The 25958-nt window shown below is 43.0% G+C and carries 19 protein-coding genes, 1 tRNA gene and 1 riboswitch; of the genes, 7 read left to right on the top strand and 13 right to left on the bottom strand.

From position 1 onward, the window contains the following. The first annotated feature begins 656 nt into the window (after nt 1–656). The gene (locus tag RGE70_RS03570) at nt 657–1163 is read left to right on the top strand and encodes a DUF4124 domain-containing protein (RefSeq protein WP_310470179.1); all 507 of its coding nucleotides are present in this window, start codon (nt 657–659) and stop codon (nt 1161–1163) included. A gap of 102 nt (nt 1164–1265) precedes the next feature. Here RGE70_RS03570 and clpB read toward each other — a convergent pair whose 3' ends face one another. The 3 genes from clpB to rluD all read right to left on the bottom strand — a co-directional run bounded on the left by clpB (nt 1266) and on the right by rluD (nt 5741). Continuing rightward, nucleotides 1266–3839, bottom strand: a complete 2574-nt coding sequence (gene clpB, locus RGE70_RS03565; RefSeq protein WP_310470178.1) for an ATP-dependent chaperone ClpB — start codon at nt 3837–3839, stop codon at nt 1266–1268. Between the two features lie 181 nt (nt 3840–4020). Further along, nucleotides 4021–4770 carry a peptidoglycan editing factor PgeF gene (gene pgeF, locus RGE70_RS03560; RefSeq protein WP_375087896.1) on the bottom strand — a complete coding sequence of 250 codons (750 nt, stop codon included), beginning with the start codon at nt 4768–4770 and terminating at the stop codon, nt 4021–4023. Further along, nucleotides 4770–5741 carry a 23S rRNA pseudouridine(1911/1915/1917) synthase RluD gene (gene rluD / locus RGE70_RS03555; protein ID WP_310470177.1) on the bottom strand — a complete coding sequence of 324 codons (972 nt, stop codon included), beginning with the start codon at nt 5739–5741 and terminating at the stop codon, nt 4770–4772. Before rluD ends, pgeF begins: the two co-directional genes overlap by 1 nt. A gap of 122 nt (nt 5742–5863) precedes the next feature. On the opposite strand from rluD, the gene RGE70_RS03550 reads away from it, so the two are divergent. Then, nucleotides 5864–6628 carry an outer membrane protein assembly factor BamD gene (locus tag RGE70_RS03550; protein WP_310470176.1) on the top strand — a complete coding sequence of 255 codons (765 nt, stop codon included), beginning with the start codon at nt 5864–5866 and terminating at the stop codon, nt 6626–6628. A gap of 789 nt (nt 6629–7417) precedes the next feature. Continuing rightward, a tRNA-Phe gene (locus RGE70_RS03545) sits at nt 7418–7493 on the top strand. A 218-nt stretch (nt 7494–7711) separates the two neighbouring features. On the opposite strand, the gene RGE70_RS03540 is transcribed toward RGE70_RS03545, so the two are convergent. From RGE70_RS03540 to RGE70_RS03515, 6 genes are all read right to left on the bottom strand, one after another. Continuing rightward, nucleotides 7712–9559 carry a TonB-dependent receptor domain-containing protein gene (locus tag RGE70_RS03540; protein ID WP_310470175.1) on the bottom strand — a complete coding sequence of 616 codons (1848 nt, stop codon included), beginning with the start codon at nt 9557–9559 and terminating at the stop codon, nt 7712–7714. A 121-nt stretch (nt 9560–9680) separates the two neighbouring features. Then, nucleotides 9681–9877, bottom strand: a riboswitch (cobalamin riboswitch). 232 nt (nt 9878–10109) lie between these two features. After that, entirely contained in the window at nt 10110–11162 is a 1053-nt protein-coding gene (gene aroG, locus RGE70_RS03535) for a 3-deoxy-7-phosphoheptulonate synthase AroG (RefSeq protein WP_310470174.1), read from the bottom strand. 359 nt (nt 11163–11521) lie between these two features. Next, entirely contained in the window at nt 11522–12655 is a 1134-nt protein-coding gene (locus RGE70_RS03530) for a tetratricopeptide repeat protein (protein ID WP_310470173.1), read from the bottom strand. A 116-nt stretch (nt 12656–12771) separates the two neighbouring features. Beyond that, a complete protein-coding gene (locus RGE70_RS03525) occupies nt 12772–13113 on the bottom strand; it encodes a hypothetical protein (protein WP_310470172.1) in 342 nt (113 codons plus the stop codon). 235 nt (nt 13114–13348) lie between these two features. Continuing rightward, entirely contained in the window at nt 13349–14599 is a 1251-nt protein-coding gene (gene amtB / locus RGE70_RS03520; RefSeq protein ID WP_310470171.1) for an ammonium transporter AmtB, read from the bottom strand. 12 nt (nt 14600–14611) lie between these two features. After that, complete coding sequence (locus RGE70_RS03515; RefSeq protein ID WP_310470170.1) at nt 14612–14950, bottom strand: P-II family nitrogen regulator; 339 nt, start codon at nt 14948–14950, stop codon at nt 14612–14614. A 259-nt stretch (nt 14951–15209) separates the two neighbouring features. Between RGE70_RS03515 and RGE70_RS03510 the strand changes: the two genes are divergently transcribed. Next, complete coding sequence (locus RGE70_RS03510; protein WP_310470169.1) at nt 15210–15752, top strand: isochorismatase family protein; 543 nt, start codon at nt 15210–15212, stop codon at nt 15750–15752. Nucleotides 15753–15832: 80 nt separating this feature from the next. Here RGE70_RS03510 and nrfA read toward each other — a convergent pair whose 3' ends face one another. Continuing rightward, nucleotides 15833–17236, bottom strand: a complete 1404-nt coding sequence (gene nrfA / locus RGE70_RS03505; protein ID WP_310470168.1) for an ammonia-forming nitrite reductase cytochrome c552 subunit — start codon at nt 17234–17236, stop codon at nt 15833–15835. A 236-nt stretch (nt 17237–17472) separates the two neighbouring features. Between nrfA and narQ the strand changes: the two genes are divergently transcribed. Both narQ and RGE70_RS03495 read left to right on the top strand, forming a co-directional pair. Further along, complete coding sequence (gene narQ, locus RGE70_RS03500) at nt 17473–19176, top strand: nitrate/nitrite two-component system sensor histidine kinase NarQ (RefSeq protein ID WP_310470167.1); 1704 nt, start codon at nt 17473–17475, stop codon at nt 19174–19176. 84 nt (nt 19177–19260) lie between these two features. After that, the gene (locus tag RGE70_RS03495) at nt 19261–19890 is read left to right on the top strand and encodes a response regulator (RefSeq protein ID WP_310470166.1); all 630 of its coding nucleotides are present in this window, start codon (nt 19261–19263) and stop codon (nt 19888–19890) included. Between the two features lie 70 nt (nt 19891–19960). Here RGE70_RS03495 and RGE70_RS03490 read toward each other — a convergent pair whose 3' ends face one another. Both RGE70_RS03490 and RGE70_RS03485 read right to left on the bottom strand, forming a co-directional pair. Then, nucleotides 19961–20338: a YacL family protein gene (locus RGE70_RS03490; protein WP_310470165.1), complete on the bottom strand. Its 378-nt coding sequence runs from the start codon at nt 20336–20338 to the stop codon at nt 19961–19963. 153 nt (nt 20339–20491) lie between these two features. Then, complete coding sequence (locus tag RGE70_RS03485) at nt 20492–23107, bottom strand: TonB-dependent receptor plug domain-containing protein (RefSeq protein WP_375087928.1); 2616 nt, start codon at nt 23105–23107, stop codon at nt 20492–20494. A 614-nt stretch (nt 23108–23721) separates the two neighbouring features. On the opposite strand from RGE70_RS03485, the gene RGE70_RS03480 reads away from it, so the two are divergent. Then, nucleotides 23722–25320, top strand: coding sequence for an AMP-binding protein (locus tag RGE70_RS03480; protein ID WP_310470164.1), 1599 nt, complete (start codon nt 23722–23724; stop codon nt 25318–25320). A 95-nt stretch (nt 25321–25415) separates the two neighbouring features. On the opposite strand, the gene RGE70_RS03475 is transcribed toward RGE70_RS03480, so the two are convergent. Beyond that, nucleotides 25416–25928 (bottom strand): lipocalin family protein, encoded by a 513-nt coding sequence (locus tag RGE70_RS03475; RefSeq protein WP_310470163.1) that lies wholly within the window; start codon nt 25926–25928, stop codon nt 25416–25418. Nucleotides 25929–25958: the final 30 nt, after the last annotated feature.

Here is a 25958-nt window from a genome sequence, read left to right as displayed (position 1 = left end):
TATTGCTATGGTCACTCAGTGGTTCATTGAGAAATATTTTTGATTGCTTCCTAAGAAGCAATTTCGAATAACTCAACACCTGTGAGTGCCCACACAGATTTGCTTGTCATATTGTTAAAGAGCGTGAGACTAATCTTTCAAGTCTCGCCGAAGACGCTAGGTCGTTGGCTTGAGGAGGCGTATTCTACACTCTCCAGTGTCGGCGTCAAGTGCTTATTTTAAGAAGTTTTTCAAGCGATGATTTCTTAATCAAAACCAAAACTCGAAGCCCTTTAAGCGCTTGTCACCTGGGTTCATTCTTCGAGAAGATTTAACCCTCTAACACTGCTGCAAGTCCCGTGCTACCTTACCTTGCGATAAGTTAGTTGGCCTGCTGTGCCGTGTCAGTGGATGCGCATTATAGGGAGTTCCTGAACAAGCGCAAGTGCGTTTTGCAATTAAATTGTAATATTACGTCTACTCGCCTAAAACATCGGCGCCATGGAGAAATATACGGCAACATTAGCTATTATTAACGCTAATTAGCGTTGTGGTTATTGTTTTTCCAGCGGTTCATTTAGCATTTATGCCCGCTTTTAGTGAAACGGTTACTTAAAAGGTGGATTTTTCGGTCATAAATGATAAAACTGAGTTTATTGCGACAATGGATGTTAATCATGATTTCACCCCAAACTGATGATCAATCAAATTTATATCGCCATCGTTATGGTCGGCTCTCATCACCTTGGTGCTTTCTTTATGCAATACTGCTAATAACACTGTTATTTAGTCTTAAGTTACAAGCAGGCGAAATCTACACTTGGGTCGACGCTCAAGGTGTTACTCATTTTAGCCAGCAACCGCCACCGCATCAAAAGGCTGACAAGGTATTTAGTGAAGATATTGAACCTAAAAAAATTGGCAGTGTTACCCCCGTTAAATCTCTCGAGGCTAAAACGGTGTCAGAAAGTGAGAAGACTGCGGCTATCATTAAACAAAAAGATGCAGCTCAGGCAAAGTCGATTTGTGAAAATGCCAAACATAGCTTGAACGTGCTTATGACTCATTCGAGGTTGACTCAAAAAAATAATCAAACCGGTGACTCTGTTGTTATGACGGAAGAACAACGACAAGCGGCAATCTCTAAACAACAAGAAAAAGTATCTTTATTTTGTAGCGACTAATTCAAAAGGTCGCTAACAATTTTACAGTTCACCATTCATGTATCAGCAAATAAAAATGGCACCCTATTTAGGGTGCCATTTGATTTATATTAACCGCAATGTTCATTGACTAAAGTTAAGCTGGCCAGCCTCTTCAGTAATTTTGATTGCCATCCCTGATTTTAGCTGCCCACCTAGAATCAGTTGCGCCAGTGGGTTTTCAACTACGTTCTGCAGTGCTCGTTTTAAGGGCCTTGCGCCATATATCGGATCGTAGCCAGCATCGGCTATTACAGCTAACGCTTCAGTACTAATCTCTAGCTCGTAGTCTTTCTCGGCTAATCGTTGTCGCAACGCATCAATTTGGATTGAGGCAATGTGCGCGATATTACTTTTATCCAAAGGATGAAAAACAACAGACTCATCTACACGATTTAAGAACTCGGGTCTAAAGTGCTGTGTCACCACTTGCATCACATCAGACTTCATATCCTCATATTCTTGAGCACCAAATCCTGACTGGATAACATCAGAACCTAAGTTTGATGTCATGATCACCACTGTATTTCTAAAATCGACAGTACGACCTTGGCCGTCGGTAAGGCGACCATCATCTAATACTTGTAATAGTATATTAAATACATCTGGATGGGCTTTTTCTACCTCGTCGAGTAAAATGACTGAATAGGGCTTACGCCTGACGGCTTCGGTTAAGTATCCGCCCTCTTCATATCCAACGTATCCAGGAGGTGCACCGACGAGTCGTGCTACCGAATGCTTTTCCATAAATTCTGACATATCAATTCGAACTAAAGAAGATTCGGTATCAAACAGAAAATGAGCAAGTGATTTACAAAGCTCTGTTTTACCCACTCCTGTAGGCCCTAAGAATAAGAATGAACCAATAGGTCGATTAGGATCTGCAAGCCCAGCTCGACTTCGACGAATGGCGTTGGCCACTGAATTTACAGCTTCGTGTTGACCAATCACCCGTTCGTGTAATGCATCTTCCATCTGCAGCAGCTTTTCTCGCTCACCTTCTAGCATTTTTGAAACCGGAATGCCGGTCGCTTTAGACAGCACTTCAGCGATTTCGACATCAGTGACTTTATTACGTAATAAGGCCATATCTTGCATTTCGGCTTGAGCTGCTAAATCGAGTTGCTTTTCAAGCGCTGGAATGCGGCCATATTGCAGCTCAGACATTCGCGTCAAGTCACCCGCTCGCCTTGCGACCTCAAGATCCATCCGCGCTTGTTCAAGATCCGCTTTAATATGTTGAGTGCCTGCAAGGGCTGCCTTTTCAGTACGCCAAATTTCATTGAGTTCTGCCGCTTTGGTCTCAACAACTTTTAACTCTGTTCGTAATACTTCTAAACGGCGTAAACTCGCTTCATCTTCTTCTTTACGTACAGCTTGCTCTTCCAGCTTTAACTGAATCGCGCGACGTTCAAGTTTATCAAGAGATTCTGGTTTTGAGTCGATTTGAATTCTGATACTTGATGCCGCTTCATCTATCAAATCGATCGCTTTATCGGGTAGTTTCCGATCAGATATATAACGATGAGACATACTTGCTGCTGCAACTATGGCCGGATCGGTAATTTCCACATGATGATGCAGTTCATATCGCTCTTTTAGGCCACGTAAAATTGCAATGGTGTCTTCAACATTGGGTTCATCCACCAATACTTTTTGAAAACGACGCTCTAATGCAGCATCTTTTTCAATATACTGCCGGTATTCATCAAGCGTTGTGGCACCAACACAGTGAAGATCGCCACGGGCTAATGCCGGTTTGAGCATATTGCCTGCATCCATTGCGCCATCGCCTTTACCGGCGCCAACCATGGTGTGCAGCTCATCAATAAATAGAATCACTTGCCCATCTTCTTGATAAAGCTCATTGAGTACCGCTTTTAGACGCTCTTCGAACTCGCCGCGGTATTTAGCACCTGCTATTAATGCGCCCATATCTAAAGACAACACTCGCTTATTTTTAATGCCTTCAGGTACTTCATTGTTAATAATCCGCTGGGCTAAACCTTCAACAATCGCGGTTTTACCAACGCCTGGCTCACCAATTAATACGGGGTTATTTTTACTGCGACGCTGCAATACTTGAATGGTACGTCGGATCTCATCATCCCGACCAATTACCGGGTCTAATTTGCCTTGCTCTGCACGCTCAGTAAGGTCAACAGTATATTTTTTTAACGCTTGGCGCTGATCTTCGGCATTAGGATCATCAACATTTTGACCATTTCTAACCTGGTCAATTGTCGATTCCATTAAGGCTTTTGTTGCACCAGCCTTTTTTAACGCTTGCGCGAGTGGATCGCTACCTTCAAGTGCCGCTAATATAAATAACTCACTTGAAATAAATTTATCTTTTCGCTTTTGCGCTAATTTATCGCATAAATTAAGCAAGCGGATCAACGGCTGAGACAATTGTACGTCGCCGCCTGTACCTTCTACCTGTGATAATTTTTCAAGCGCTTGACTCAGTAGCGAGCGAAGATGGCTGACTTGAATACCTGCTTGAGTCAACAACGGATGAATGGATCCCCCATCTTGATTCAATAACGCCATCATCAAGTGAGTAGGCTCTATAAATTGATGGTCTCGTCCTAACGCCAAAGATTGAGCATCTGAAATAGCGATTTGGAATTTATTGGTCATTCTATCGAGTCGCATAATGCCTCCGATTACTCAGTTAAGTTTGCCAAACAGCATGCATGTAACATCAAGTTTGAAATAAAAATAGAAAGGCTTGATCGATTTGCACATGGCAATAACAACAAATGATTGCTCTATTATTGATAGAGCGACTTATGAGTAAAAGATGGGGGCTAACTGTACAAATTCAAGCCTGATGCTATGCGTTGAGCCAAATAAATGATGCCATCCTGCCTGTTACGCCATCACGACGATATGAGAAAAACGACTCAGCGTCAGTCACCGTACAACGTTTGTCAGCAAAAATGGTTTTAACCCCTGCCTGAGTTAACCTTAGTTTGGCAAGGCCGTGAAGATCGGCAAAGTACTTACCGCTGTCAACATGATCGTGAGCAGGAATAAAAAAACGTTCAGCTTCAGCATTTTCAGTTTCAAATTGCTGCTTAACTTCTGCACCGACTTCAAATGCAGTTGGCCCTATCGCGGGACCTAAGTATGCAATAAGTTCGGCTGGTGAGTGAAAAAAATGACTGATAGCGGCTTCGACAATACCATCACAAAGACCACGCCAACCAGCATGAACTGCTGCGACCTCGGTTCCGTTTTTATCACATAATAAAACGGGTAAACAATCGGCGGTCATCACTACACAGACTTGGCTGCGATTGTTGCAGTAACTGGCATCAGCATGATGGACCTGACTATTATCGGCATTAACAACTTTTGTGCTATGAGTTTGTTCAAGCCAAGCAGGTGAAACAGGAAGGTGTAAACGTTGTTCAATGGTTTGCCGGTTACGCACGACGTGATTGGGGTTATCACCAACATGTGCGCCTAGGTTTAGGCTGTCGTATGGCGGTAAACTTACCCCCTGTTGACGAGTTGAAAAAGCAAGGTTTACCCCTGGCGGGATAAACCAAGTTTGTTTTTCATCAACCATTTCTGCCATTAAACAACAGTAGGGTTATCGATGGTATCTTGGCGTAACGCTTTTGTTAGTTTCACCATGTCATCAGGTACTGGCGCTTGCCAGCTCATAATTTCACAGGTGAAAGGATGCGCTAGTTCAAGTCTGATCGCATGCAATGCTTGTCTTCTAAAGCCCATATAGGTTTCAAAAAACTCAGGCGCTGCACCTTTAGGCGGGCGCGGACGACCAGCGTAAACAGGATCACCGACGAGTACGTGGCCAATATAAGCCATATGCACACGAATTTGGTGAGTACGGCCGGACTCCAAACGAAGACGTAAACGCGTATGTAGTCTGAACTTTTCAGCTACACGGTAATGGGTCATCGCAGGCTTACCCGTGTGTACAACCGCCATGTGCGTACGTTTAGTTGGGTGACGATCGATAGGTTCATCGACAGTACCACCAGCAATAATGCCGCCATGAACAATGGCTTCATATTCACGCGTAATTTCACGGGCTTGCAGCGCTGTCACTAAATGCTTTTGCGCTTCGACTGTTTTAGCCACAACCATCAAACCCGTTGTGTCTTTATCCAAGCGATGCACAATACCCGCGCGCGGCACTAATTCGATACCTGGGCAATGATGCAACAACGCATTCATTAAGGTACCGTCTTGGTTGCCCGCTCCTGGGTGCACAACTAGACCAGCTTGCTTATTAATAACCAAAATATGGTCATCCTCATAAACAATATCTAGGTCAATAGCTTCAGCCTTTGCAGATGTTTCCTCTTCCAGTTTTGCACCAATGACAATAACCTGACCTTCTAAAACTTTTGTTCTAGGTTTGTCAGTTACTACGCCGTCAATACTTACTGAGCCGGATAAAATCCACTCTTTAATGCGTGTTCGCGAGTAGTCAGGGAACAAATCAGCCAAAGTTTGGTCTAATCTTTGCCCTGTTTGTATTGATGTTATCTCGCTTTTTAGATTAATCTCTTGAGTCATATGAACCGTACCCACGTTTCGGGGTCCAAAAATGTTTACTATCTGTTACAATCGGATTGTTTCTATTTTATCGTGAAATGGAAAAATTCTTAACTATAACTTTAAAAGAATCGAATTCAAGTATGCATAAATTTGCCAAAAGTGTTGCTGTAGTCCTAATTTCGCTTGCTGTCACGGCCTGTAGTAGTAAGCAGAGCGAAGAGCCTGCGATGATCAAAAGTTCACCTGAAGTGCTTTATTCTCAAGCAAGAACCTCTATGGAGCTGGGAAACTACAGCAAAGCAGTGCGTTCTTTAGAAGCTTTGGATTCCCGTTTCCCGTTTGGACCTCACAAAACACAGGTCCAACTCGATTTAATATTTGCTTACTACAAGCTTGATGACCCAGCTTCAGGTATCGCTAACATCGACCGTTTTATTCGATTAAACCCTACACATAAAGATATCGATTACGTTTATTATATGCGTGGTCTTGTTAATATGCAGTCTGATAACTACCTTTTTCACGATATGTTGAATATCGATAGATCAGATCGCGATCCTAAAGCTGCACAAGATGCATTTAAAGATTTTGATAGACTGGTTAAGTCTTATCCAAACAGTAAGTATGCAGCCGATGCGCAAAAACGCATGCAACACTTAAAAAATAGACTGGCACTTTACTCGATCAAGGTAGCTGAATACTACATAAAAATGAACGCTTGGAGCGCAGCCGCTATTCGCGCCCAACTTGTACTAGAAGGTTTTCCTGGTACGCCATCATCAGAAAGAGCATTGGAGATCATGTCTGAAGCATATGGTGAGTTAGGCCAAGATAAGCTTAAAGAGCATGCACTTATGGTCATGAAAGCCAACTTTCCAAACAATGAACTGCTCGTAAAACAGTAATATGTAACGGCAATTTATTACCGATTATATGAAATAAAGGCCTCAATATGAGGCCTTTATTTTGATTAAAAATAATCACTAATGTTGGTAAACAAAACCACCATATAAATATTTTTTCACCTCAGCAGCTAATACCACCACCTTAATCACCTGTTTTTACCGGCCAGAATGAGTCAATCTCGATAAGTTAAGCCATATCGCTGCAAATCTAAATTATCTAGCAATTTAGCATTGTTTGGTTGATGACCTTGCATGTAGAACGCTGCATTGTAGCGCCAATCCAAGTTCGAACCTTTCCTGCTGCCAAACCTACATGCCCTAGGTAGAGATCTAAAACTCTCTCAGTGAGTCACTGTCACTATTAGTTAGTGCTGATACTGCAGCCATTTGTACAAAATTAACCTACGGTTCGGTATCTTTGGATCCGTTGTTCATATCAAAGTAAACAGAACCCATGCCGTTACCGACAATGGCTAGTGGTTGCTGATTTGCAGCACAAAATACCGAGGCCACTGGTAACTATTAGCAAAGCCGGTATAGGCTTAACGTAACTCTAAACATAGTCCTTAGTAGGCCATTTTAATCCGCTATCGATAAAAAACAGCTTCAAGTTAAATATGTTCCGTCGCTTTTAGTTAATGGCTGGATTATTAAAATTGACCACGACCACAAGCGCATTGCTCAGTTCTTCAGCTAAACGCTGAATATTCCAACGGACAGACAAAAAATAACGAAATTTGGCAAAAAAAAGTTGACTCAAATCGGTAAAAGCCTTTTAATAGCGCCGTTGCCCGAATAGCTCAGTCGGTAGAGCAGAGGATTGAAAATCCTCGTGTCCCTGGTTCGATTCCGGGTTCGGGCACCAATATTTAGTTTAGGTGTAGCAACATTTAAACTTGAATGTAAGGCAGTTAAGACCTAAAACATTCAACATTAAACCTCGCCTTGGCGAGGTTTTTTTGTATCTGCAGCCGTAAAAATCTCAACATATTATTTCCCCTCTAGCTATGCACTATCACCGAGGCATAAAAAAGCCAGTTTCATTGAAACTGGCTTTAGCATTAATTAAATATTTCTGCCTATTTAAAGTGCATTATAACTGACGCTCAAAAACAGTTCTCGGCCAGGACTTAAGTAATTTGCTTTTGAGATAATCTCTTCGTCAAATATATTGTTAGCCTTAACACGTAATTGCCAATTGTCTGTCACCGCATAGCCTAGGCTCAGGTCCACTTGATGATAGGCATCAAGGTACTGATCGTACCCTTCGTAGCGTTTACTTTGATAATGGTAGTTAGCCAGCAGGTCAAACTCTTGCCACTGATAACTTAAGCTATAGTTGAGCTCGCTTTCACTGCGCCCCACTAGCATGTCGCCGGTGGTCGCATCTTCCGCATCGAGGTAGGTATAACTAACTTGGTGCTCAAAATTGAGCAAAGCGAACTGAGCCGAAAGCTCTACACCGGTGATCTCTGCTTGATTAATATTGTCTGGTAGCCAAATTTCCCAACCATAATCATCATAGGCACCGGTAGGAGCCCAAGCGATTAGGTTGTCGATATCATTTTTGAATACACTAATGTAAGCATTAACTGCTTCGTGGCGGTAATCTAGCGTAATATCATAGCTGGTTGACGTTTCAGATAATAATTCAGGGTTACCTGAACCAGGCCAATACAGATCGTTAAAAGTCGGCACTTTAAACGCGGTACCCGTGGTAGCAGACACTCGCCATTGGTCATTCAACTGATAGGCTAAGCTTACGTTATAAGTGGTTTCACTATCGATATTTTCAACATCATCATATCGCACAGCGACCTCAGCTAGTAGCTGCTCCCATTGCTGGCCCACCAAAATATACGCTCCGAGAATATCGCGCTCGTCTTGAGCGTAATCACCCAGAACCGCTTCGTTCGCCCAGTCAACGCCAGCATTAACATTTAAACCTTCAGTCACATCATACTGATTGTTCCAGCTCACCTGTTGACGCTTGGTTTCGTAATCTACAGTTTGTTGCGGCTTTTGGTCGCCACGGTAATTTTCGTTGTAGTCGCGAGACTGGCTAAGCGTTAACTTGCTTGAGAGTTGCTCACCGCTATATTGAGTGCCAACATGCCAAACATGGTTGGCATAGTCAGTTTCATCTGCGGCGCCACTCCCATAAATGTCATCGAACTCTGTATGGCCTTTATCGTACTGACCGCTCCATAACACTTGCCATTGCTCGTTCAGGTTCTGCTCACCTTTAAGCGAAAACGAGTTACGTTGGTAGCCATCATCGTCAGTTTCAGATTCTGCACCTTGGTACACATCATAACCGTCAGATTGCTCATGGTTAACCGCCAATGTGCTACTGCCGTTGCCATGGGCGAGCCCAACACTGGCTGAACCACGAAGATACTCATTACTGCCATATTCAGCAGCAATGTAACCTTCATCACTTTTTAGTTGGCGAGTAAAAATTTGAATCACACCGCCAATCGCATCACTGCCCCATACTGAAGCGCGCGGGCCTTTTAACACCTCTATACGCTCAATATTTTCTGCTGATAGGGTATTAAAACTAACACTGCCCAATGTCGCAGAGCCGATTTTGACACCGTCAACAATCACCAATACATGGCTAGAATTGGTACCTCGCAAGCTAACCGATACATTTTGCCCCGCACCGCCATTACGTACCACGCTCACGCCCGGCATGGTTTCGAGTACATCGGCTACGGACTTGGGGTTTAAGCGCTCAATGTCAGCTCGCTCAACGGTATTGATAACAGTTAGCTGCTGCTGACTCGTTCTATCAAAACGAGTACCCGTTACCGTGATGGTTTCGTCAGTGATTGATTGGTTGGATTCTGCCGCCATTGTTGGCAATGCAGTTAAGCTGAATACGCCGCTAATAAGCAACGCGATTTTTGAAGGTTTAATACCCATTTACCTTTGACTCCTAAAGGAAATGGGGCAAAAGCGTCACGGTACACGCAGTAAGCTGAACAATAATAATTGATTGCTTAATTTGCGCATTGCCGCACTTCGAGATCTGCCCGCCGAAATCATCGAAATCACTTTACAGGCCGGTCTCCGGACTTAGGTTCTCTATCGATGTAAACATCAATAACCGAATACAAGCTTTAACGCGCCTGCTTCTCACCATTCACCGTTGCGGGGGCAGTGTCAGAATTTAACTGACTTCCCGATTATCCTCACCGTTTTTATAGCTAACAGATTGGCACCAGTAGAGTTGACTAAGTTAGTTGTTTATTCTATTTAGTTCTCAAAACAATAGGCTTTATTATTTTGAGCGCGCATTATAGACGTCTATACGGTTAAATGTCTATCGAATCGAAAACTGATTAATTCTAGCTTAGAACGTAAATGCACCACGGCCTGTAAATGAATAGTGGAGGTCGAGTATCGCTATCGATAGGCACAAAAAAGCCCAGTGTGAACACTAGGCTTAATCAATCAAACGAGCTTAATCAAATTATTGGCGGCGCTTAAGAACACTCTCGTTCAGCACGCTAAGCATTTTTTCAGTATCAGCCCAACCAATACACGCGTCAGTAACACTCTGCCCATAACACAGTGACTGCCCTTTAATTGGGTCCTGACGGCCTTCAACCAAGTTACTTTCCACCATAACGCCAAATATTGATGTTTCACCCGCACTAATTTGCCCTGCAACATCGTCCGCTACTGACATTTGTAGTGCAAATTGTTTACGGCTATTGGCATGGCTAAAGTCAATCATGATGTTATTTGCAAGACCGGCTTTATCGAGCTGCTGATTGATTTCAGCTACATGAGCGGCGCTATAGTTAGGCTCTTTACCACCGCGAAGAATGATATGACAATCTGGATTACCTTTGGTTTCAACAATTGCTGAATGACCAAACTTGGTAACAGAAAGGAAGTGATGTGGCGCGTTAGCAGCCCCAATCGCGTCTATAGCAACTTTAATGGTGCCATCAGTACCGTTTTTAAACCCAACAGGGCTTGAAAGGCCAGAGGCTAGCTCTCGGTGTACTTGCGACTCTGTAGTGCGCGCGCCAATAGCGCCCCAACACATAAGATCTGCCACATACTGTGGCGTGATCATATCAAGAAACTCACCAGCTGCAGGTAATCCCATGTCATTAAGGTCGAGCAACAATTTTCGCGCCGTGCGTAAGCCGTCATTAAGCTTAAAGCTGTTGTCCATGTTAGGGTCGTTGATTAGGCCTTTCCAGCCAACGGTGGTACGTGGCTTTTCAAAGTAGACACGCATCACGACCTCTAACTGATCTTTGTATTGCTCGCGCAGCGTTACTAGTCGCTTGCCGTATTCTACTGCTGCTGCCGGATCATGAATAGAGCAAGGCCCGATAACCACCAATAGTCGATCATCCTTTTTTGCTAAAATATTATGGATGCTTTTACGTGCATTAAATACGGTCGCTGATGCGTTCTGCGTTGCCGGAAATCGTTCCAAAATAGCAATGGGAGGTAACAACTCTTTTATCTTATTAATTCGAACATCATCATTTTGGTAATACATGGCAATACTGCGCTCCGTCTAGCGTGTGAAAAATAGATCTCTCAATAGCGATACTGATTTCAATTTATCCAGTATCTAGCGCTATTGCAATCAAGTTATTAAAAATAACAATAAATAAAATTAACTGTCTGTTTATATGGTGTTTACCAATTTGTTTTTATATGGATAAATTCAACCAGTACCAATAATTAACAGTGTTAAAGTTAATATTTTTCATTCTAGGCTGTAGTGCTTACGCCAACCGTCGTCAAGCTGCTACAAAATAGCTAACCATCTAAACAGTAAAGCAATAAAGTGTCTGTTTAATGACAAGTAATAAAAGTGCGGTAAACAATGGTAGGCTGTACGCACCACCACTGCTAGTTCATTGCATTGAGCTTTGCTTGATAGCGGCGTTGGTGTTGGATGTCGGTGCTCAGTGACAACGCTTTTTGCATATGGATCTGTGAACGATATTGATCACCCATCGCCCAATAAGAACGCGACAGCCCGAAATAAAACTCATGGCGATAGTCTGCCTTATCAATAGCCTTTTTATACCAGTTAATCGCGGTTTGATATTCTTTGTCATTGTACGCTTGCTGCGCAATACCATAGTAGTAATAGGGATTGCGAATACGGGCAAGCTCAATGACTCGGTGCAACTCTCCCCACTCGGCGAGTCTATTTTGCACCGCTAGCAGAATGGAGTAATTGGTGAGGATGTCCATGTCGTTCGGTTTGAAGGCTAACGCCAACTTGTATAAAGCCTCAGCTTCAGCATTTAGCCCTTTATATCGATACAAAACCGCGAGAGTATTAAGTGCCGGTAAAAACACATCTTGCTGCTGCAAACTCATTTTAACTAAGCTATAGGCTCGGTTGTAGTCACCAATAACCAAGGCATCTGCCGCAATATTATTGTAAAACATTGATATAATTTTTGACTGAGAAACCTTACGCTTACCATAACCTTGCATGGTACGAGCAGGTAAGAAATCGACTAAAATCTCTGTCGAATCAACATTAAAAACGTGAGTCTGCTCCTGTGGCAACAGCTTTAAGTTAATGTGGCCATTAATCAGATATACACCACCTTGGCGATCCCACACCGGTGGAATATCTATTTGTTGAAATACCACGCTTACACCTAGCTCTTGCGCAATAGCCGCAGTTAATAACACCAGCGATAAACAATTTCCCTTTCTATCGTCAAACGTCTCACTTGCTGTGCGAGTAACATTATCCGCATACTGAAATCCTCCCTCGTAGGCATTGATGTATTGTGCTAGCCATTGATGCACCAGCACACGCTGAGCCTTTGGTGACAGGCTTTGCTTTATGTCATCTATTTGATTGCCAGATAAAGTAAACAGGCTTTGTGGTGTAGGGATATTGTCGACAGGGCTAAAGTGCTGGTCATGGTAATGGCTTAATAACGTTGTTTGGCTAACAGGCTCAACTGATGTGCTGCAAGCTTGCAGCCCAGTCGTCAAAATCAATAATATACACACCTGAATATACCTAATCACGCCCTGCTAACACTCATAATATAGTCAACAACAGTATATTTAAGCATAGCCTAAAATGAGCATTTAAGGCTAAAAAGTAGCCGCCACGCTATGACGAATTATTTTTCAAGCTTAGTTACTGCGGGCTGATCAATTTGAATATATAGCTGTTTCTCTTCGTGCACCAAAGGGCGATAAAAGTGCCCATGACAGTTAAAATATGGGTAAGGCGTCATCATGGGTAAGCAGCCTAATGGTAATGCTTGTAATATGTTGATTTGATCCTGAAGCTGCAGCGATGCTTGCCACTCAAAATCAGCCAGTACTTGATTGCGCACCGCAAAGGCATCAAAAGGTTCACTGCTTTTTCTAACAACGACCTGCCCTGCAATAGCCGATAAGCTGTAGCAAATGAGTAATAGAGCAGCGTTTATTACACCAATGTTTATTACACACTGCATCGAACTTAATCTCCCCCTCATTGCCTTCATCCTTATATGCCGTAAACAAAGCTTTATATGCCACCAATCAGTTTGAAGCGGCGTTCATGGTACGGTTATAGCAGAAAAATCAACGTTCAGTGTAACCGATTGCGGCATAGGCAATGATAGCGGCTTAACCGATAGGCAAGTTATTTAACTGTAAACACAAAAAAGCAGAGCCGAAGCTCTGCTTGATTAAAACACCGCTAGATAATTAGCTCGCGTTTTTCACTGATACAAACTCAGGGTAAGCATCGATACCACAATCAGAGGCATCCATACCATTGTACTCTTCCTCTTCAGTGACTCGAATTCCCATGGTAACTTTAAGTGCAATCCACACTACGGTAGAAGCAGCAAACACCCAAGCAAAAATCACCGCTGCGCCATAAAGCTGCGTCAAGAATGAAGCGTCAGCATTTGATACAGGTACTAACATCAACCCTAGTAGGCCAGCAACACCATGCACCGAGATTGCCCCCACTGGATCATCGATTTTCACACGGTCAAAGGCAACAATTGAGAACACAACAACACCACCGGCAACAATACCTATCACACCGGCCATTGCTAGCGACGGGGATAATGGATCAGCGGTAATCGCAACAAGCCCTGCTAATGCACCGTTTAAAATCATGGTTAAATCCGCTTTACCCCATATCATTCGACATACGATAAGCGCTGAAACAGCACCAAATGCAGCGGCAGAGTTCGTGTTTAAAAAGATTTTGGCAACTGCACTAGCATTTTCAACATCTGATACTAGTAGCTGTGAACCACCATTAAAACCAAACCAGCCCATCCACAAGATAAACATACCTAGTGTGGCCATAGGCAAGTTAGACCCCGGAATTGGGTTAACCTGACCATTGGCGCCATACTTACCTTTACGTGCACCAAGTAATAATACCCCAGAAATAGCCGCTGCAGCACCCGCCATATGCACAATACCACTGCCCGCAAAGTCAACAAAGCCCGCTTCAGACAAGAAACCGCCGCCCCAAGTCCAGTAGCCTTCAACTGGGTAAATTACCGCAGTCATGAATACAGCAAAAGCTAAAAACGCCCATAGTTTCATACGCTCAGCAACCGCGCCCGATACAATTGACATAGCAGTTGCAACAAATACCACTTGGAAAAAGAAGTCAGACTCAAGCGCGTGATCAGCACCATCGGCTTGTGCACCAATCAGTGCCCCAAAGCTTGGCAACCAGCCACCTTCAGCATTATCAACATACATGATGTTATAGCCAACAATGAGGTACATAATGCAAGCAATTGAATACAAACATACGTTCTTAGTTAAAATTTCAGTGGTGTTTTTTGAACGTACAAGGCCTGCCTCTAGCATCGCAAACCCTGCAGCCATCCACATGACTAACGCGCCGGAAATAAGAAAATAAAACGTATCAAGCGCAAAACGCAGCTCGCTAACTGTTAACCCTAATTTTGTTAATTCGTCCATGTGCCTTCCCCCTTAAAGTGCTTCGCTGTCTGCTTCACCGGTTCTAATTCGAGTTGCATGTTCTAGGTTGGTAACAAAGATTTTGCCATCTCCAATTTTCCCAGTTCGTGCAGCGTTGGTTATCGCTTCTACTAACATTTCGACATTCTCTGCTCTCGTTGCGATTTCAAGCTTCACTTTCGGTAAAAAATCAACTTGATATTCAGCTCCGCGATAAAGCTCGGTATGGCCTTTTTGACGACCAAACCCCTTTACCTCAGTCACGGTCATCCCCTCGATACCGACACTTGCAATCGCTTCACGAACGTCATCTAATTTAAACGGCTTAATAATGGCACTGACCAATTTCATGGCTAACTCCCTGAAGATTATTTTTAATTCTAATAAATACAATTCAATCATCAGGCCACAAATGCAAACTCAATAAAAACAGAAAGATAGCTAATTAACAGTCATATCACCACCCACCGAGCGCACCAAAAAAGTGCATTTTTTCAACCGCTGCACACTGATAAAGCAATTAAGGTTACGTTAGACCTTTAGCTTATTGGCTTAACTCAATATTTGCGGTGTACTGTTCACTACAACTGAATATGCACAGGCGCATAACATGTTAAAACCAGAAAACTGTGTACTCGTTATTATTGATGTCCAGGGACAACTCGCACGAGCAATGCATCAATCAGAAGCGCTGCACCATAAGCTCACACAGCTGATTAAGGGCATGCAACTATTCGATGTACCTATTTTGTGGCTTGAGCAACTTCCCGATAAGTTAGGTGGAACCTCTAACGTGTTAGCCACTGAACTTATTAAGACGACTGAACCTATAGCCAAACAGCATTTTAGTGGCTGGCAATGCCCTATGTTTAGGGCAAAACTCAAAGCGCAGGGGTCGAAACAGGTGATCATTGCAGGCATAGAAACCCACGTTTGCGTGTATCAAACCTGTATAGACTTACTTGATAACACATACTCAGCTCACATCGTGGTTGATGCAATGTCATCTCGAGATCCTGAGCATAAACAACAAGCGATAGAAATGATGCTAGCAGGCGGGGCGCGACAAACAAATGTAGAGTCACTGCTGTTCGAACTACAGCATGAGGCTATTGGCGAGCGGTTTAAAGCCATATTAAAACTAGTTAAATAGCAGCTTAACGCCGTTTTTCAGCCACAAAAAAGCCCTCATCACTGAGGGCTTGTAATTTAAACTAGCAGGAAAAGACTAACTTACTTATAAGTTGCTTCACGCTTTTCAGCTTCAGCATTCCATTTCGGAAGTATTGTTTTCTTAAATTCAGCTTTATCAGCATTCATCTTCTTCATGTCCATGCCTAAAGCAGCTTGAGCTTTAGCCTTGGTAGAAGTGTCTGGGTAAGCAATAGGTTGTTTAACACCTTTAGTAGCAAGTAGTTGTGCTAGCTTAATGCGCGCATCACCAGCTTTATCTACCGCAGTACCAAGTACACGAAGCGCTTCGTCAGCAGCGTGAGCTGCAACACCGTGTGATGCAGTTGCATAATCCCAACGCCATTGTGAATGACGGATATCCATCAAGATAGGCTTCATTTCAGCTTCGGTAGCACCCGCATCCCAAGCAGCTTTCGCTTCAAAGTGAGCTTTAACCAGTTGAGTTTCTGCGCGAGCTTTAAGGTCAGCAACTTTATGCTTACGCTCTTCAGTTAGGTTAACCATGAACTCTTTGCTTTGCTCGTGACAAGTTGCACAAGTTTCTTCAAAACGATCGAATGGGTTACCCACTTTATGGTCAGTAAATTTACGACCTTTAGCGTTCTTAACTCTAGGCATATGACAGTCTGTACAACTTACGTTGTTCTTACCGTGAACGCCTAGCTGCCAAGTTTCATAACCAGGATGCTGCGCTTTAAGCATTGGTGTTTTAGAAAGCTTGTGAGTCCAGTCGGTGAATTCCATTGCATCATAGTAAGCTTCCATCTGTTCAACAGTGGTGCCTTGATCCCATGGGAATTTAACAAAACCTTTTTTGTCTTTGGTTTTCTCGAAGTAGTACTCAACGTGACACTGACCACAAACCATTGATTGCTTGTCTTTCTTAGACGCTTTATCAAATGGTGTGCCTAGCGTTTCCATTGCACGGTCAGCAAATGGACGCGAGATACGTAGCTTAGAAGACCCTTTAACATGACAATCGCCACAGCCTAACGCATTAACGATTTCAGGACCGCCTTTAGCCCATTTACCTGTAAAGTAACCGTCTTCACCTTGCTCTTCTATCATGCGAGGTACATCAGGGCTCTTACAAGACCAACATGCCATAGGCATTGGTCCGTCTGTAGCGCTTGTTGGTGCACCAGTACGAAGCGTGTTTTGTACATCCGTTACTGTGTACATGTGCCCACGTGGAGCATTGTAATCTTTAGCGAAACCGTAACCAGCCCAAAGTACAACCAAACTTGGTACTTGCTCTAACATATCGACAACTTCTGAGCTTTCTGAAGTATCATGCCAGCTTTCATACTGCTTAGAGAATTTGTCTTTGTAAATTTCGTTTCGAGGCTCTGTTTTATCACTTGCGGTAGCACTACCAGCGATTAAACTCGCTGCGACCATTGCACTGAATGCAAAAGTTCTTTTAGTTAATGTTCTCACCATCTCATCTCCGTTTTACTTTATAATCTTTATCGCTCATCACTGCTATGTTAAAGCTAGTCTCTTGCATCAAACAAAAACATACCCCTTAGGGGGTATCCAGCTTGAAACTTGCGATAGATCAATTTGTAAATGTGTTGTTGCTCACACTTTTTGTTTTAGCCACACACAATAAGCAAAATCCAATATCGCTTACCCATAAATGCATAGCACATAAATCAAACTATAGAGAACTTTTAATGAAAAAAGGTAAGCTTACATCGGCGATTTGGGGCTTCATGCTAACGCTAATTTTATTGTCGAGTGGACTGGCAATTTTCGCTTTAGTCAACCTTTCCTATAGCCTTGGCGACGCGAGAGCTATCAATGCTTCCGGCTCGTTACGCATGCAAAGCTATCGCCTGCTATTTTATGCTAATTCCAATAGCCAATTTGTCGATGAAAAAATAATTGAGTTTGAAAACACCCTCAATTCTGAGGCATTAAAAGCATCGTTAACTTGGTATACGCCACAAGACCTAAAAGATAAGTACCTGACTGTAATAGATAAATGGCAGTTAATGCGGCATTACCTAGAGTCAAAAAATTCAGATTTATATACCACTGCTTTAAAAGAGTTTGTTGATACTATTGACCTTTTTGTATTAGAAACAGAGCAACACGCCGCCTTTAAACTAAAACTGTTAGCCATTAGCCAAATTACAGGCTTGGCGCTAATGTTGTTAATCGCATTTGTTTCCGTAAGAGTGACCAAACGCAAAGTAGTAAAACCTTTGCAACATTTGATGCATGCAGCCAATACTATTTCGCAGGGTGATTTTAATGTTGAAATGCCTAAAACAGAGTATATAGAGCTAACAGCGCTTAGCGTGGCACTCGACAGCACAGTAAAAAAACTAGCCAGTGTTTACCAAGGACTGGAGTTTCAGGTTGAAGAGAAAACGATTGCATTAACTCGCGCTAATAATGAGCTGAAACTACTCTATGATAATGTCGTGATGCTGCATTCCAATAAGCTCGACACCAAGACGCTAACCGACGCCTTAAGCCAATTACAAAAGCACGATCCTGATATCTGCATTCGACTTGTCGTGGTTGAAGATGGGCAAGTGCAATATATTGTCGACACCAATAAAGAGTGGCCTCAAAATGCGGGCACGACACAAAAATTTCCGCTGCAGTTTGAGCAGAACAACCTCGGTTATCTAGAGGTCATTTCAAGCTCTCATTTCTCCATTGCGCTCTATCACAACTTTGCGATTATGTTGGCGCGCTCAATGGTGATCCATAACGCTGGGGAGCAACGTCAACAGCTCGCTTTAATGGAAGAGCGTGGTGTTATCGCACGCGAACTACATGACTCTTTGGGCCAGTTACTGTCATTTTTAAAAATCCAAGTCAACTTACTTTCCAAAGAACTCGACAAAACCACTAAAAGCCCTCGGGCTGCAGAGCAATTGCAAGAGATCAACGTAGGAGTTAATACCGCTTACGTGCAACTAAGAGAGCTTCTTTCCACCTTCCGGTTAACAATTAGCGACCCTAACCTAGGCCACGCAATTGAAGCGATGGTTGATCAATTGCGCAGCCAAACTGATGCCACTATTACGCTTGATTTTAAGTTACCGATGCAATTATTGGGCGCCCATCAGCATATTCACATTTTGCAGCTGACTCGCGAAGCGACATTAAATGCAATAAAACATGCAAGCGCGCAACACATTCAAATTAGTTGTCAAAAAATATCCGACCAAAAAGTGGTTATTAATATCACTGATGACGGCATTGGTATCAAAGAGCTTAAAGAAAGAGATCAACATTTTGGCTTAGGGATCATGCATGAACGCGCCAGTCGCTTATCAGGTGTGGTAGAATTTAACCAAAATGAAGCTGGAGGTGCCACAGTGACTCTCACCTTCCCGCCTCAGCAGGAACCTGTATAAGCTAATATTAGTAACTATCAGGCTCTCGTAAACATAATGGACGTGTTTTTGAATCCCTAATCTACCTCAGCAGGAGACCTATATATGGGTAAGCCTTATTCAGTGCTAGTTATTGACGATCATCCACTACTCCGACGCGGGATCTGTCAACTTATTACATCAGATTCTGATTTCACCTTATTTGGTGAAGCTGGCAGTGGATTAGACGCACTGTCAGCTGTTGTCGATAGCGAACCCGATATCGTATTGCTAGATTTAAATATGAAAGGGATGACGGGCTTAGATACGCTCAATGCTTTACGGCAAGAAGGCGTCACCTCGCGCATCGTTATTTTAACCGTCTCAGACGCTAAACAAGATGTCATTCGGCTTGTAAGAGCGGGCGCTGACGGCTATTTACTTAAAGATACCGAGCCAGATCTACTGCTTGAAATGCTAAAAAGTGCCATGCTAGGCCATCGTATTATTAGCGAAAATGTCAAAGACTACATGTCTGAACTAAACAGCAGCGTAAATGAGCAAGAGTGGATTGAAAACCTCACTCCACGCGAGCTTGAGATCTTAAAACACCTTGCTGAAGGACAGAGCAACCGGGTTGTTGCAGAGCAGCTGCACATTAGTGAAGGTACCGTCAAAGTGCACGTTAAAAACTTGCTTCGCAAAGCGAATGCAAAATCACGTACCGAAATGGCAGTCAGATACCTCAACCAGTAACCGCTATTGCGCAGGTAAACAGAGCAAAAAAGGCAGCCTAAGCTGCCTTTTATATTATGATTGATGCGAGTTATTCATCTAAAAATTCACGCCAATTAACCAATACAGCATAAAAATCCTCTAAGCCGCAAAACGCTTCTGATTCACCATCGTAAAATGACATCGATTCATCGAGTTCAGTGCCGTCGTTATCTTCATTGTCTTCGATATTATTGGCAAATACACGCACTTGTTCATGATCGAGTTCAATAGACAGCGCTTTACCAATCATGCGCCAATCTGTTAATTGACTCGACTGCAGTCGTTCAATGGTTTGGCAAATCTCAACATGCTTAGCGGCATTATCCCCCAGCTCTTCTGACAACCAAAAGCCAAGCGCTTCATGGTCCATACTAAAACGTGCGAAGGCAGTTCCAGTGATGGTGTTGCGCAAAAAATCATATTCCATAATCAGCTCTAATTAAAACATCAACTGCGTCTATTTTAACTGAATATAAGCTTACTTGCGCAGCTGTGTTAACCCGCTTGGGCTTTAACGCCCAATTAAAAACAAAAAAGCCTTGTCATCAGACAAGGCTTTTCAATTTCCCACTAAAATGACCTAGAAGTTATACGTTCCCTTCACGTAGTAATATCCGCCATTAAAACCAAATGGAGATGTTTCGTAGTACTGACCGCCCCAGTTGTTATTTGGTATGCCAGTGTTTTTCTCAAAATCGAGGGCTTCAGCTTCTTGGTCAAACAAGTTCTGTGCACCCAGCGCTAAAGTGAATGAATCATTAATATAATAACTCAGTTCCATATCAACGGTGACGGCTGCACTACCGGTGACCACTGTTGCATCGTAATCGACGTGCACGCCTTGATACTCACCGTAGTAGTTAACTCGAGTAAATAAACCAAATTGGTCCCAACCCTGTCCCCAGGTAAACGTTGCTCTGTGCTTTGGAAGATCTTCTTCTAAACGCTGAACTTTAAAGTCACCGGTAATATCAGAGAAACGATCAACTTCAGTTTCATTCCAGTTATACGCCAGCGAGAAGCTAGCATCACCAGCAAATAACTCTGCGGTATAGTTAGCAACCACATCAACACCTTGAGTGGTGGTGTCAAAGTCATTAGTAAAGAAACTCACCTGACTTAAGCCAGCAACATTAGGTACACCAGCCGCCAGTAACGCTATTTTATCGTCATCGCTTAAGCTGATTTTATCTGACTGACTAATACGGTCTTCAACTTCAATATTGTAGTAATCAACCGTCATGAAGAAATCACCTTGGTTGTATATTGCACCAAAGGTAAAGCTCTGTGACTCTTCTGGGGTTAGTTCGGTGCCGCCAAGCTGCACTGAAATTGGGTTAGTTGGCGGCAATAATGCCGAGTCAACCAATACCCCATCGGATAAATTGGTTTGTACGTTACTGACATTTGCTTGCCCAACAGTTGGTGCTCTAAAACCGGTATTAAACGAGCCACGTACTGCCAGCTCATCCATAATGCTGTAGTTAGCTGCCACTTTATAATTAACGGTCGAGCCAAAAGAGTCATAATTTTCATAGCGCACTGCAACTTCTGCTAGTAACGCGTCGGTAATAGGTAGGCTAGTATCAACATAAACAGCTGAGTTACGGCGAGTATATTCACCCGCTGCCGAAGGTTGGAAACCAGGGAAACCGTTAGAACCAATACCAAAACCTTGATCCGTTAACGGACCAACTTTGAAAGATGCTTCATCGCCCGCAGTCACTTCAAATGTTTCATCATGCCACTCAAGGCCACCGGCAAAGCTCACATCATCAGCCAAACCAAAATCGACAAACTTGACGAAGTCTGCATTAAAGTTCCACTCAGTTTGCGTGTATTTACCTGGGTTAAAGTCGCGTGGCGAATCAGGGCCCATCGACGCATTTAACGTATTGTAAATTTTGTAGCTCGAAGCATTTTGTCCAAATGAGCCACTAAAGTCGTAAAGAACGCCCTCTAACCATTCAATCTCAAACTCACCCTTGGTACCGGCAACAATTGAAGTATCAACAATATTGCCACCAAAGTTTGGAGTAAAGCCTTCTGCAAGTCCTTCTAGCTCATTAAAAGCAAAACAGTTTGGGTTGTTAGCAATACCATCAATATAGTCTTGCTGAGTCGTCACATTTGCTGAAGTAATATTAATAGTTGGGCAGCTTATGCCATCACCATCGGCTAAACCATTGTTAATCTGCCCAACAGGTCCTGGAGTTAAATCACCAACCAACAATGTAGCCCCGTCATCATTAGAGTAAACACCTGGACGATTATGCGGGTTACGGTAGTAAAAACCGCCTTTAACATCACGCTCTGAATAGTTACCAAACAGGTAAGCTTCTGACTTATCATCAAGATCTAAGCCAACATTAGCAAACAATGAAATATCATCTTTAACTTCTGGAGAGCCCCAAACTTGGGCGGGGTTATCTACATTTAGACCGGCGTCAGCAAATGCTGCGGCATCAGGGCGCTGTAAGCTGCGGCTGGTTGGGTCTGAGTTTTTATACTGGAAGCTTAAGTTCACAAAGCCATCTTCAGTTAATGGCATGCCCACGTTACCGTTTATTTCAGTTGTCGTGCCGTCGCCTTCGTAATACTCGCCGGTTTTGACTTCAAGTGAGCCACCTTCAGCATCATCTTTTAATACAAAGTTAATCACGCCAGCAATCGCGTCAGAGCCATATTGCGCAGCAGCGCCATCACGAAGTACTTCAACTTGCTTCAAGGCCGCACTCGGGAACACTGAAATATCAGGTCCATGAGCACCGTCATTAATTCCGCCCCCTAAAAAAGCAATAACCGATGAACGGTGACGACGCTTACCATTGAGCAGTATTAACGTGCTGTCAGCAGGGAGGCCGCGTAAGTTAGCAGGTCGAACCAAACTAGCAGCATCACTAATTGGATTGGAGTGCACATTTAAAGACGGCACCGTGCCTTTAAGAATTTCAAGCATGTCTGAGTTACCAGACTTTTTCATTTCATCGGCACCGATAATATCAATCGGTACTGGTGAGTCACCAATTGAACGTGGCGTTGCACGTGAACCAACGACGGCAATTTTTTCAACATCTGCTAAATCAACCGTATCTTCATCAGCTGCATATGCCGATGTAACCATCCCCGAAAGTGCTATCGATACAGCTAAGCTCAGTGAGCTAATACCGTAGTTATTCCTTTTCTTTGAATTCATCATATTCTCGTCATTAATTATTATTTTGTGGATTTTTAAGCCATGTAAAATGGAAAAATTACAACTCACTCCCAATGAGAGAGAAAACATCAACAAAACATTTTTATAACAAAAAGAAAACAATTACCATTCAAAATTCAATTAAAACGGCCGTAAACAGTGAATAACTTTGTTTTGACGCTATTTTTCATAGGTTTAAAAAACATACCTTTTTAACAACTTTATTACAAAGCCAGTATTTCAAGCCTATTAACAATGCATTTACCGTGCTCACATCACTGATCGACTAATTAAGCGCAAGCTTAATTAACACCAACAGATTATGCATCAAGTTTGAGCTTCAAACTCTAGAATACTCATTTAATCGACTCATCAATATAACGAGCTCACAGCCTTGCTCGACGCTAAATAACGTCTACAGCCATTTGCAGCCTTAATAAAAAACCAACAATTACAAAACTATAGAAATATTGTGCCTGACGACATAAAACGGCTTATTTCAACTTTTACCATTGACCTTAAGGTAAAAATCACACTAACCTAGCCAAATGCTCCACGTTAACAGACACCATAACTATCGACATTTAGTATCGACAATTAGCTAAGGCGGCTCAATGGCATATGATTCAGACTCAACACTCGACCTCTCCAGATACGCATCACTCAACGATCTGATAGAGCTTGCCAGTGCCCGCTACGGTGATAAAACAGCCTATTCCTGTTTAGGTAAAGACACCACATTTAATGAAATCAACCAATATTCCCGTCAGTTCGCCGCTTATTTACAGCAAAAAACTAACTTGGTACAAGGCGATAGAGTTGCAATTCAACTGCCCAACTTGACCCAGTTTGTCATTGCGGCCTACGGCGCAATTAAAGCCGGTATGGTGCTGGTTAATACAAATCCGTTATACACCCCACGAGAGTTGATCCATCAATATAATGACTCAGGGGCCAAAGCATTAATTGTGCTGTCGGACCTTCTTCCAACGCTGACCGACGTTGTTGCCAACACCAATATTGAGACCGTAATATCGACTCACGCAATGGACTTAATCGCCCCGCAACCACAACCTGAAGTCGCATTCCCGACAGTGCCATTTTGTGAAGTTTTAGCCTTAGGTGAGCATTTAGACTACGTTCCTGTTATTAGCGTTTTAGGGCAAATAGCCGCACTGCAATACACAGGTGGCACCACGGGATTATCGAAAGGTGCCATGTTAACTCACGGCAATTTAATCGCTAATGCCATGCAAGTAAAATCACGGTTGGGTAACTATATCAGTGAGGGTGAAGAAATTTTTGTAGCACCACTTCCCATCTACCATATCTATGCTTTTATGGTTAATTTAATGGTTTACTATGAACGCGGTGGCTGCTCAGTATTAATTCCAAACCCTAGGGATATAGCAGGGCTAATTAACACACTTTCTCAACACAAATTTACCGGATTTGCGGGGTTAAATACCTTGTTTGTCGGCCTGTGCCACCAGCCTGCATTTACCTCCCTTGATTTTAGCCACCTTAAAGTGACGATTTCTGGAGGCACCGCATTAACACATGCAGCGGCGTCAACATGGCAACAAACTACTGGCTGCAACATCTCTGAAGGTTATGGTTTATCTGAAACCTCACCGGTAATATCGCTTAATTCGCCAGGACTTGAACAAATCGGCACGGTTGGTAAACCGGTATTAGCAACTCAAGTCAAAATCCTCGACTCTAACGACAACGAAGTCCCACATGGGGAACCCGGTGAGCTGGCCGTAACAGGGCCACAGGTGATGCTGGGGTATTGGAACAACGCAGCAGAAACTAACCAAGTGATGACGGCAGAAGGCTTTTTTAAAACCGGAGATATTGCGGTTGCATTAAGTGATGGTTTTTACAAAATTGTCGACCGTAAAAAAGACGTTATTATGGTCTCTGGTTTTAATGTCTACCCCAATGAGGTAGAAGATGTGCTTGCCAGCCATGATGCGGTACTAGAATGTGCAGTCATTGGCATTGAAAATGATCGTAGTGGCGAGGCGGTCAAAGCGGTTATTGTGCTAGATAACCCTAAACTCGACCACTCACAAGTAAAGGCAGACATTGCACAGTATTGTCGAGAGCATTTAGCTGCGTACAAGAACCCTAAGGTCATTGAATTTGTTGATTCATTACCAAAATCGACAGTCGGCAAAACGCTACGCCGAGAGTTACGCACATAATTTTGCATGACTTTTTCAGTCAGCCATTGAGATACACTCATTAATACAAAGGGAGCCAGTGGCTCCCTTTTGGCTAGCGGCTCACAATAAACCGCCTAGGATTGATTCACCCAAATAATCTGGTCGATAGCAAAACCCAACTGTTTAGCTTGCTTGGTAAACTGTTGCTTGAGTGCATCACTCACCGTGGGCGTACGCGATAGAAACCATAAATATTCACGGTTATAGCTGGTAATAAAAGCATATTGATAAGCCTCTTTATCCAGTTCATAAACCACATAAGAGCCATAAAAGGGACCAAAGAAAGACACCTTTAAATGACCAACCGTGGCATCATCAACAAAGAACGCTTTACCATCGGCACTTTCCCAAACTTGCTCGGCGGTTTTAAAACCGCGATTAGTCACTTTTACGCCACCATCATCACGCATTGCATAGTTAGCGGTCACCTGTTCCATACCTCGCTCAAAGCTGTGATCGAGTCGAGCAATTTCATACCAAGTACCGAGGTATTTGGGTAATTCAAACTCATTAACCGGCTCAATCCCTTTTGGTAGATTGGTGCAAGCTGACAAAAAAAACATACTCAATATTAACCATAACCGCATAATTGAACTCCCTTTTAAATGGCGTTAAAC

This window comes from Shewanella youngdeokensis (assembly GCF_033180165.1).
Classification (GTDB): domain Bacteria; phylum Pseudomonadota; class Gammaproteobacteria; order Enterobacterales; family Shewanellaceae; genus Shewanella; species Shewanella youngdeokensis.
The sequence above is the reverse complement of the archived record's forward strand: the minus strand, read 5'-3'. Positions and strand labels throughout refer to the sequence as shown.

Bases quoted from the DNA above. Each gene is read 5' to 3' on its own strand.
- RGE70_RS03475 (WP_310470163.1), bottom strand. From the start codon at position 25,928: ATGCGGTTATGGTTAATATTGAGTATGTTTTTTTTGTCAGCTTGCACC.
- RGE70_RS03550 (WP_310470176.1), top strand. From the start codon at position 5,864: ATGCATAAATTTGCCAAAAGTGTTGCTGTAGTCCTAATTTCGCTTGCT.
- RGE70_RS03570 (WP_310470179.1), top strand. From the start codon at position 657: ATGATTTCACCCCAAACTGATGATCAATCAAATTTATATCGCCATCGT.
- RGE70_RS03480 (WP_310470164.1), top strand. From the start codon at position 23,722: ATGGCATATGATTCAGACTCAACACTCGACCTCTCCAGATACGCATCA.
- pgeF (WP_375087896.1), bottom strand. From the start codon at position 4,770: ATGGCAGAAATGGTTGATGAAAAACAAACTTGGTTTATCCCGCCAGGG.
- rluD (WP_310470177.1), bottom strand. From the start codon at position 5,741: ATGACTCAAGAGATTAATCTAAAAAGCGAGATAACATCAATACAAACA.
- RGE70_RS03510 (WP_310470169.1), top strand. From the start codon at position 15,210: ATGTTAAAACCAGAAAACTGTGTACTCGTTATTATTGATGTCCAGGGA.
- narQ (WP_310470167.1), top strand. From the start codon at position 17,473: ATGAAAAAAGGTAAGCTTACATCGGCGATTTGGGGCTTCATGCTAACG.
- aroG (WP_310470174.1), bottom strand. From the start codon at position 11,162: ATGTATTACCAAAATGATGATGTTCGAATTAATAAGATAAAAGAGTTG.
- RGE70_RS03515 (WP_310470170.1), bottom strand. From the start codon at position 14,950: ATGAAATTGGTCAGTGCCATTATTAAGCCGTTTAAATTAGATGACGTT.
- amtB (WP_310470171.1), bottom strand. From the start codon at position 14,599: ATGGACGAATTAACAAAATTAGGGTTAACAGTTAGCGAGCTGCGTTTT.
- RGE70_RS03485 (WP_375087928.1), bottom strand. From the start codon at position 23,107: ATGAATTCAAAGAAAAGGAATAACTACGGTATTAGCTCACTGAGCTTA.
- RGE70_RS03490 (WP_310470165.1), bottom strand. From the start codon at position 20,338: ATGGAATATGATTTTTTGCGCAACACCATCACTGGAACTGCCTTCGCA.
- RGE70_RS03525 (WP_310470172.1), bottom strand. From the start codon at position 13,113: ATGCAGTGTGTAATAAACATTGGTGTAATAAACGCTGCTCTATTACTC.
- nrfA (WP_310470168.1), bottom strand. From the start codon at position 17,236: ATGGTGAGAACATTAACTAAAAGAACTTTTGCATTCAGTGCAATGGTC.
- clpB (WP_310470178.1), bottom strand. From the start codon at position 3,839: ATGCGACTCGATAGAATGACCAATAAATTCCAAATCGCTATTTCAGAT.
- RGE70_RS03540 (WP_310470175.1), bottom strand. From the start codon at position 9,559: ATGGGTATTAAACCTTCAAAAATCGCGTTGCTTATTAGCGGCGTATTC.
- RGE70_RS03495 (WP_310470166.1), top strand. From the start codon at position 19,261: ATGGGTAAGCCTTATTCAGTGCTAGTTATTGACGATCATCCACTACTC.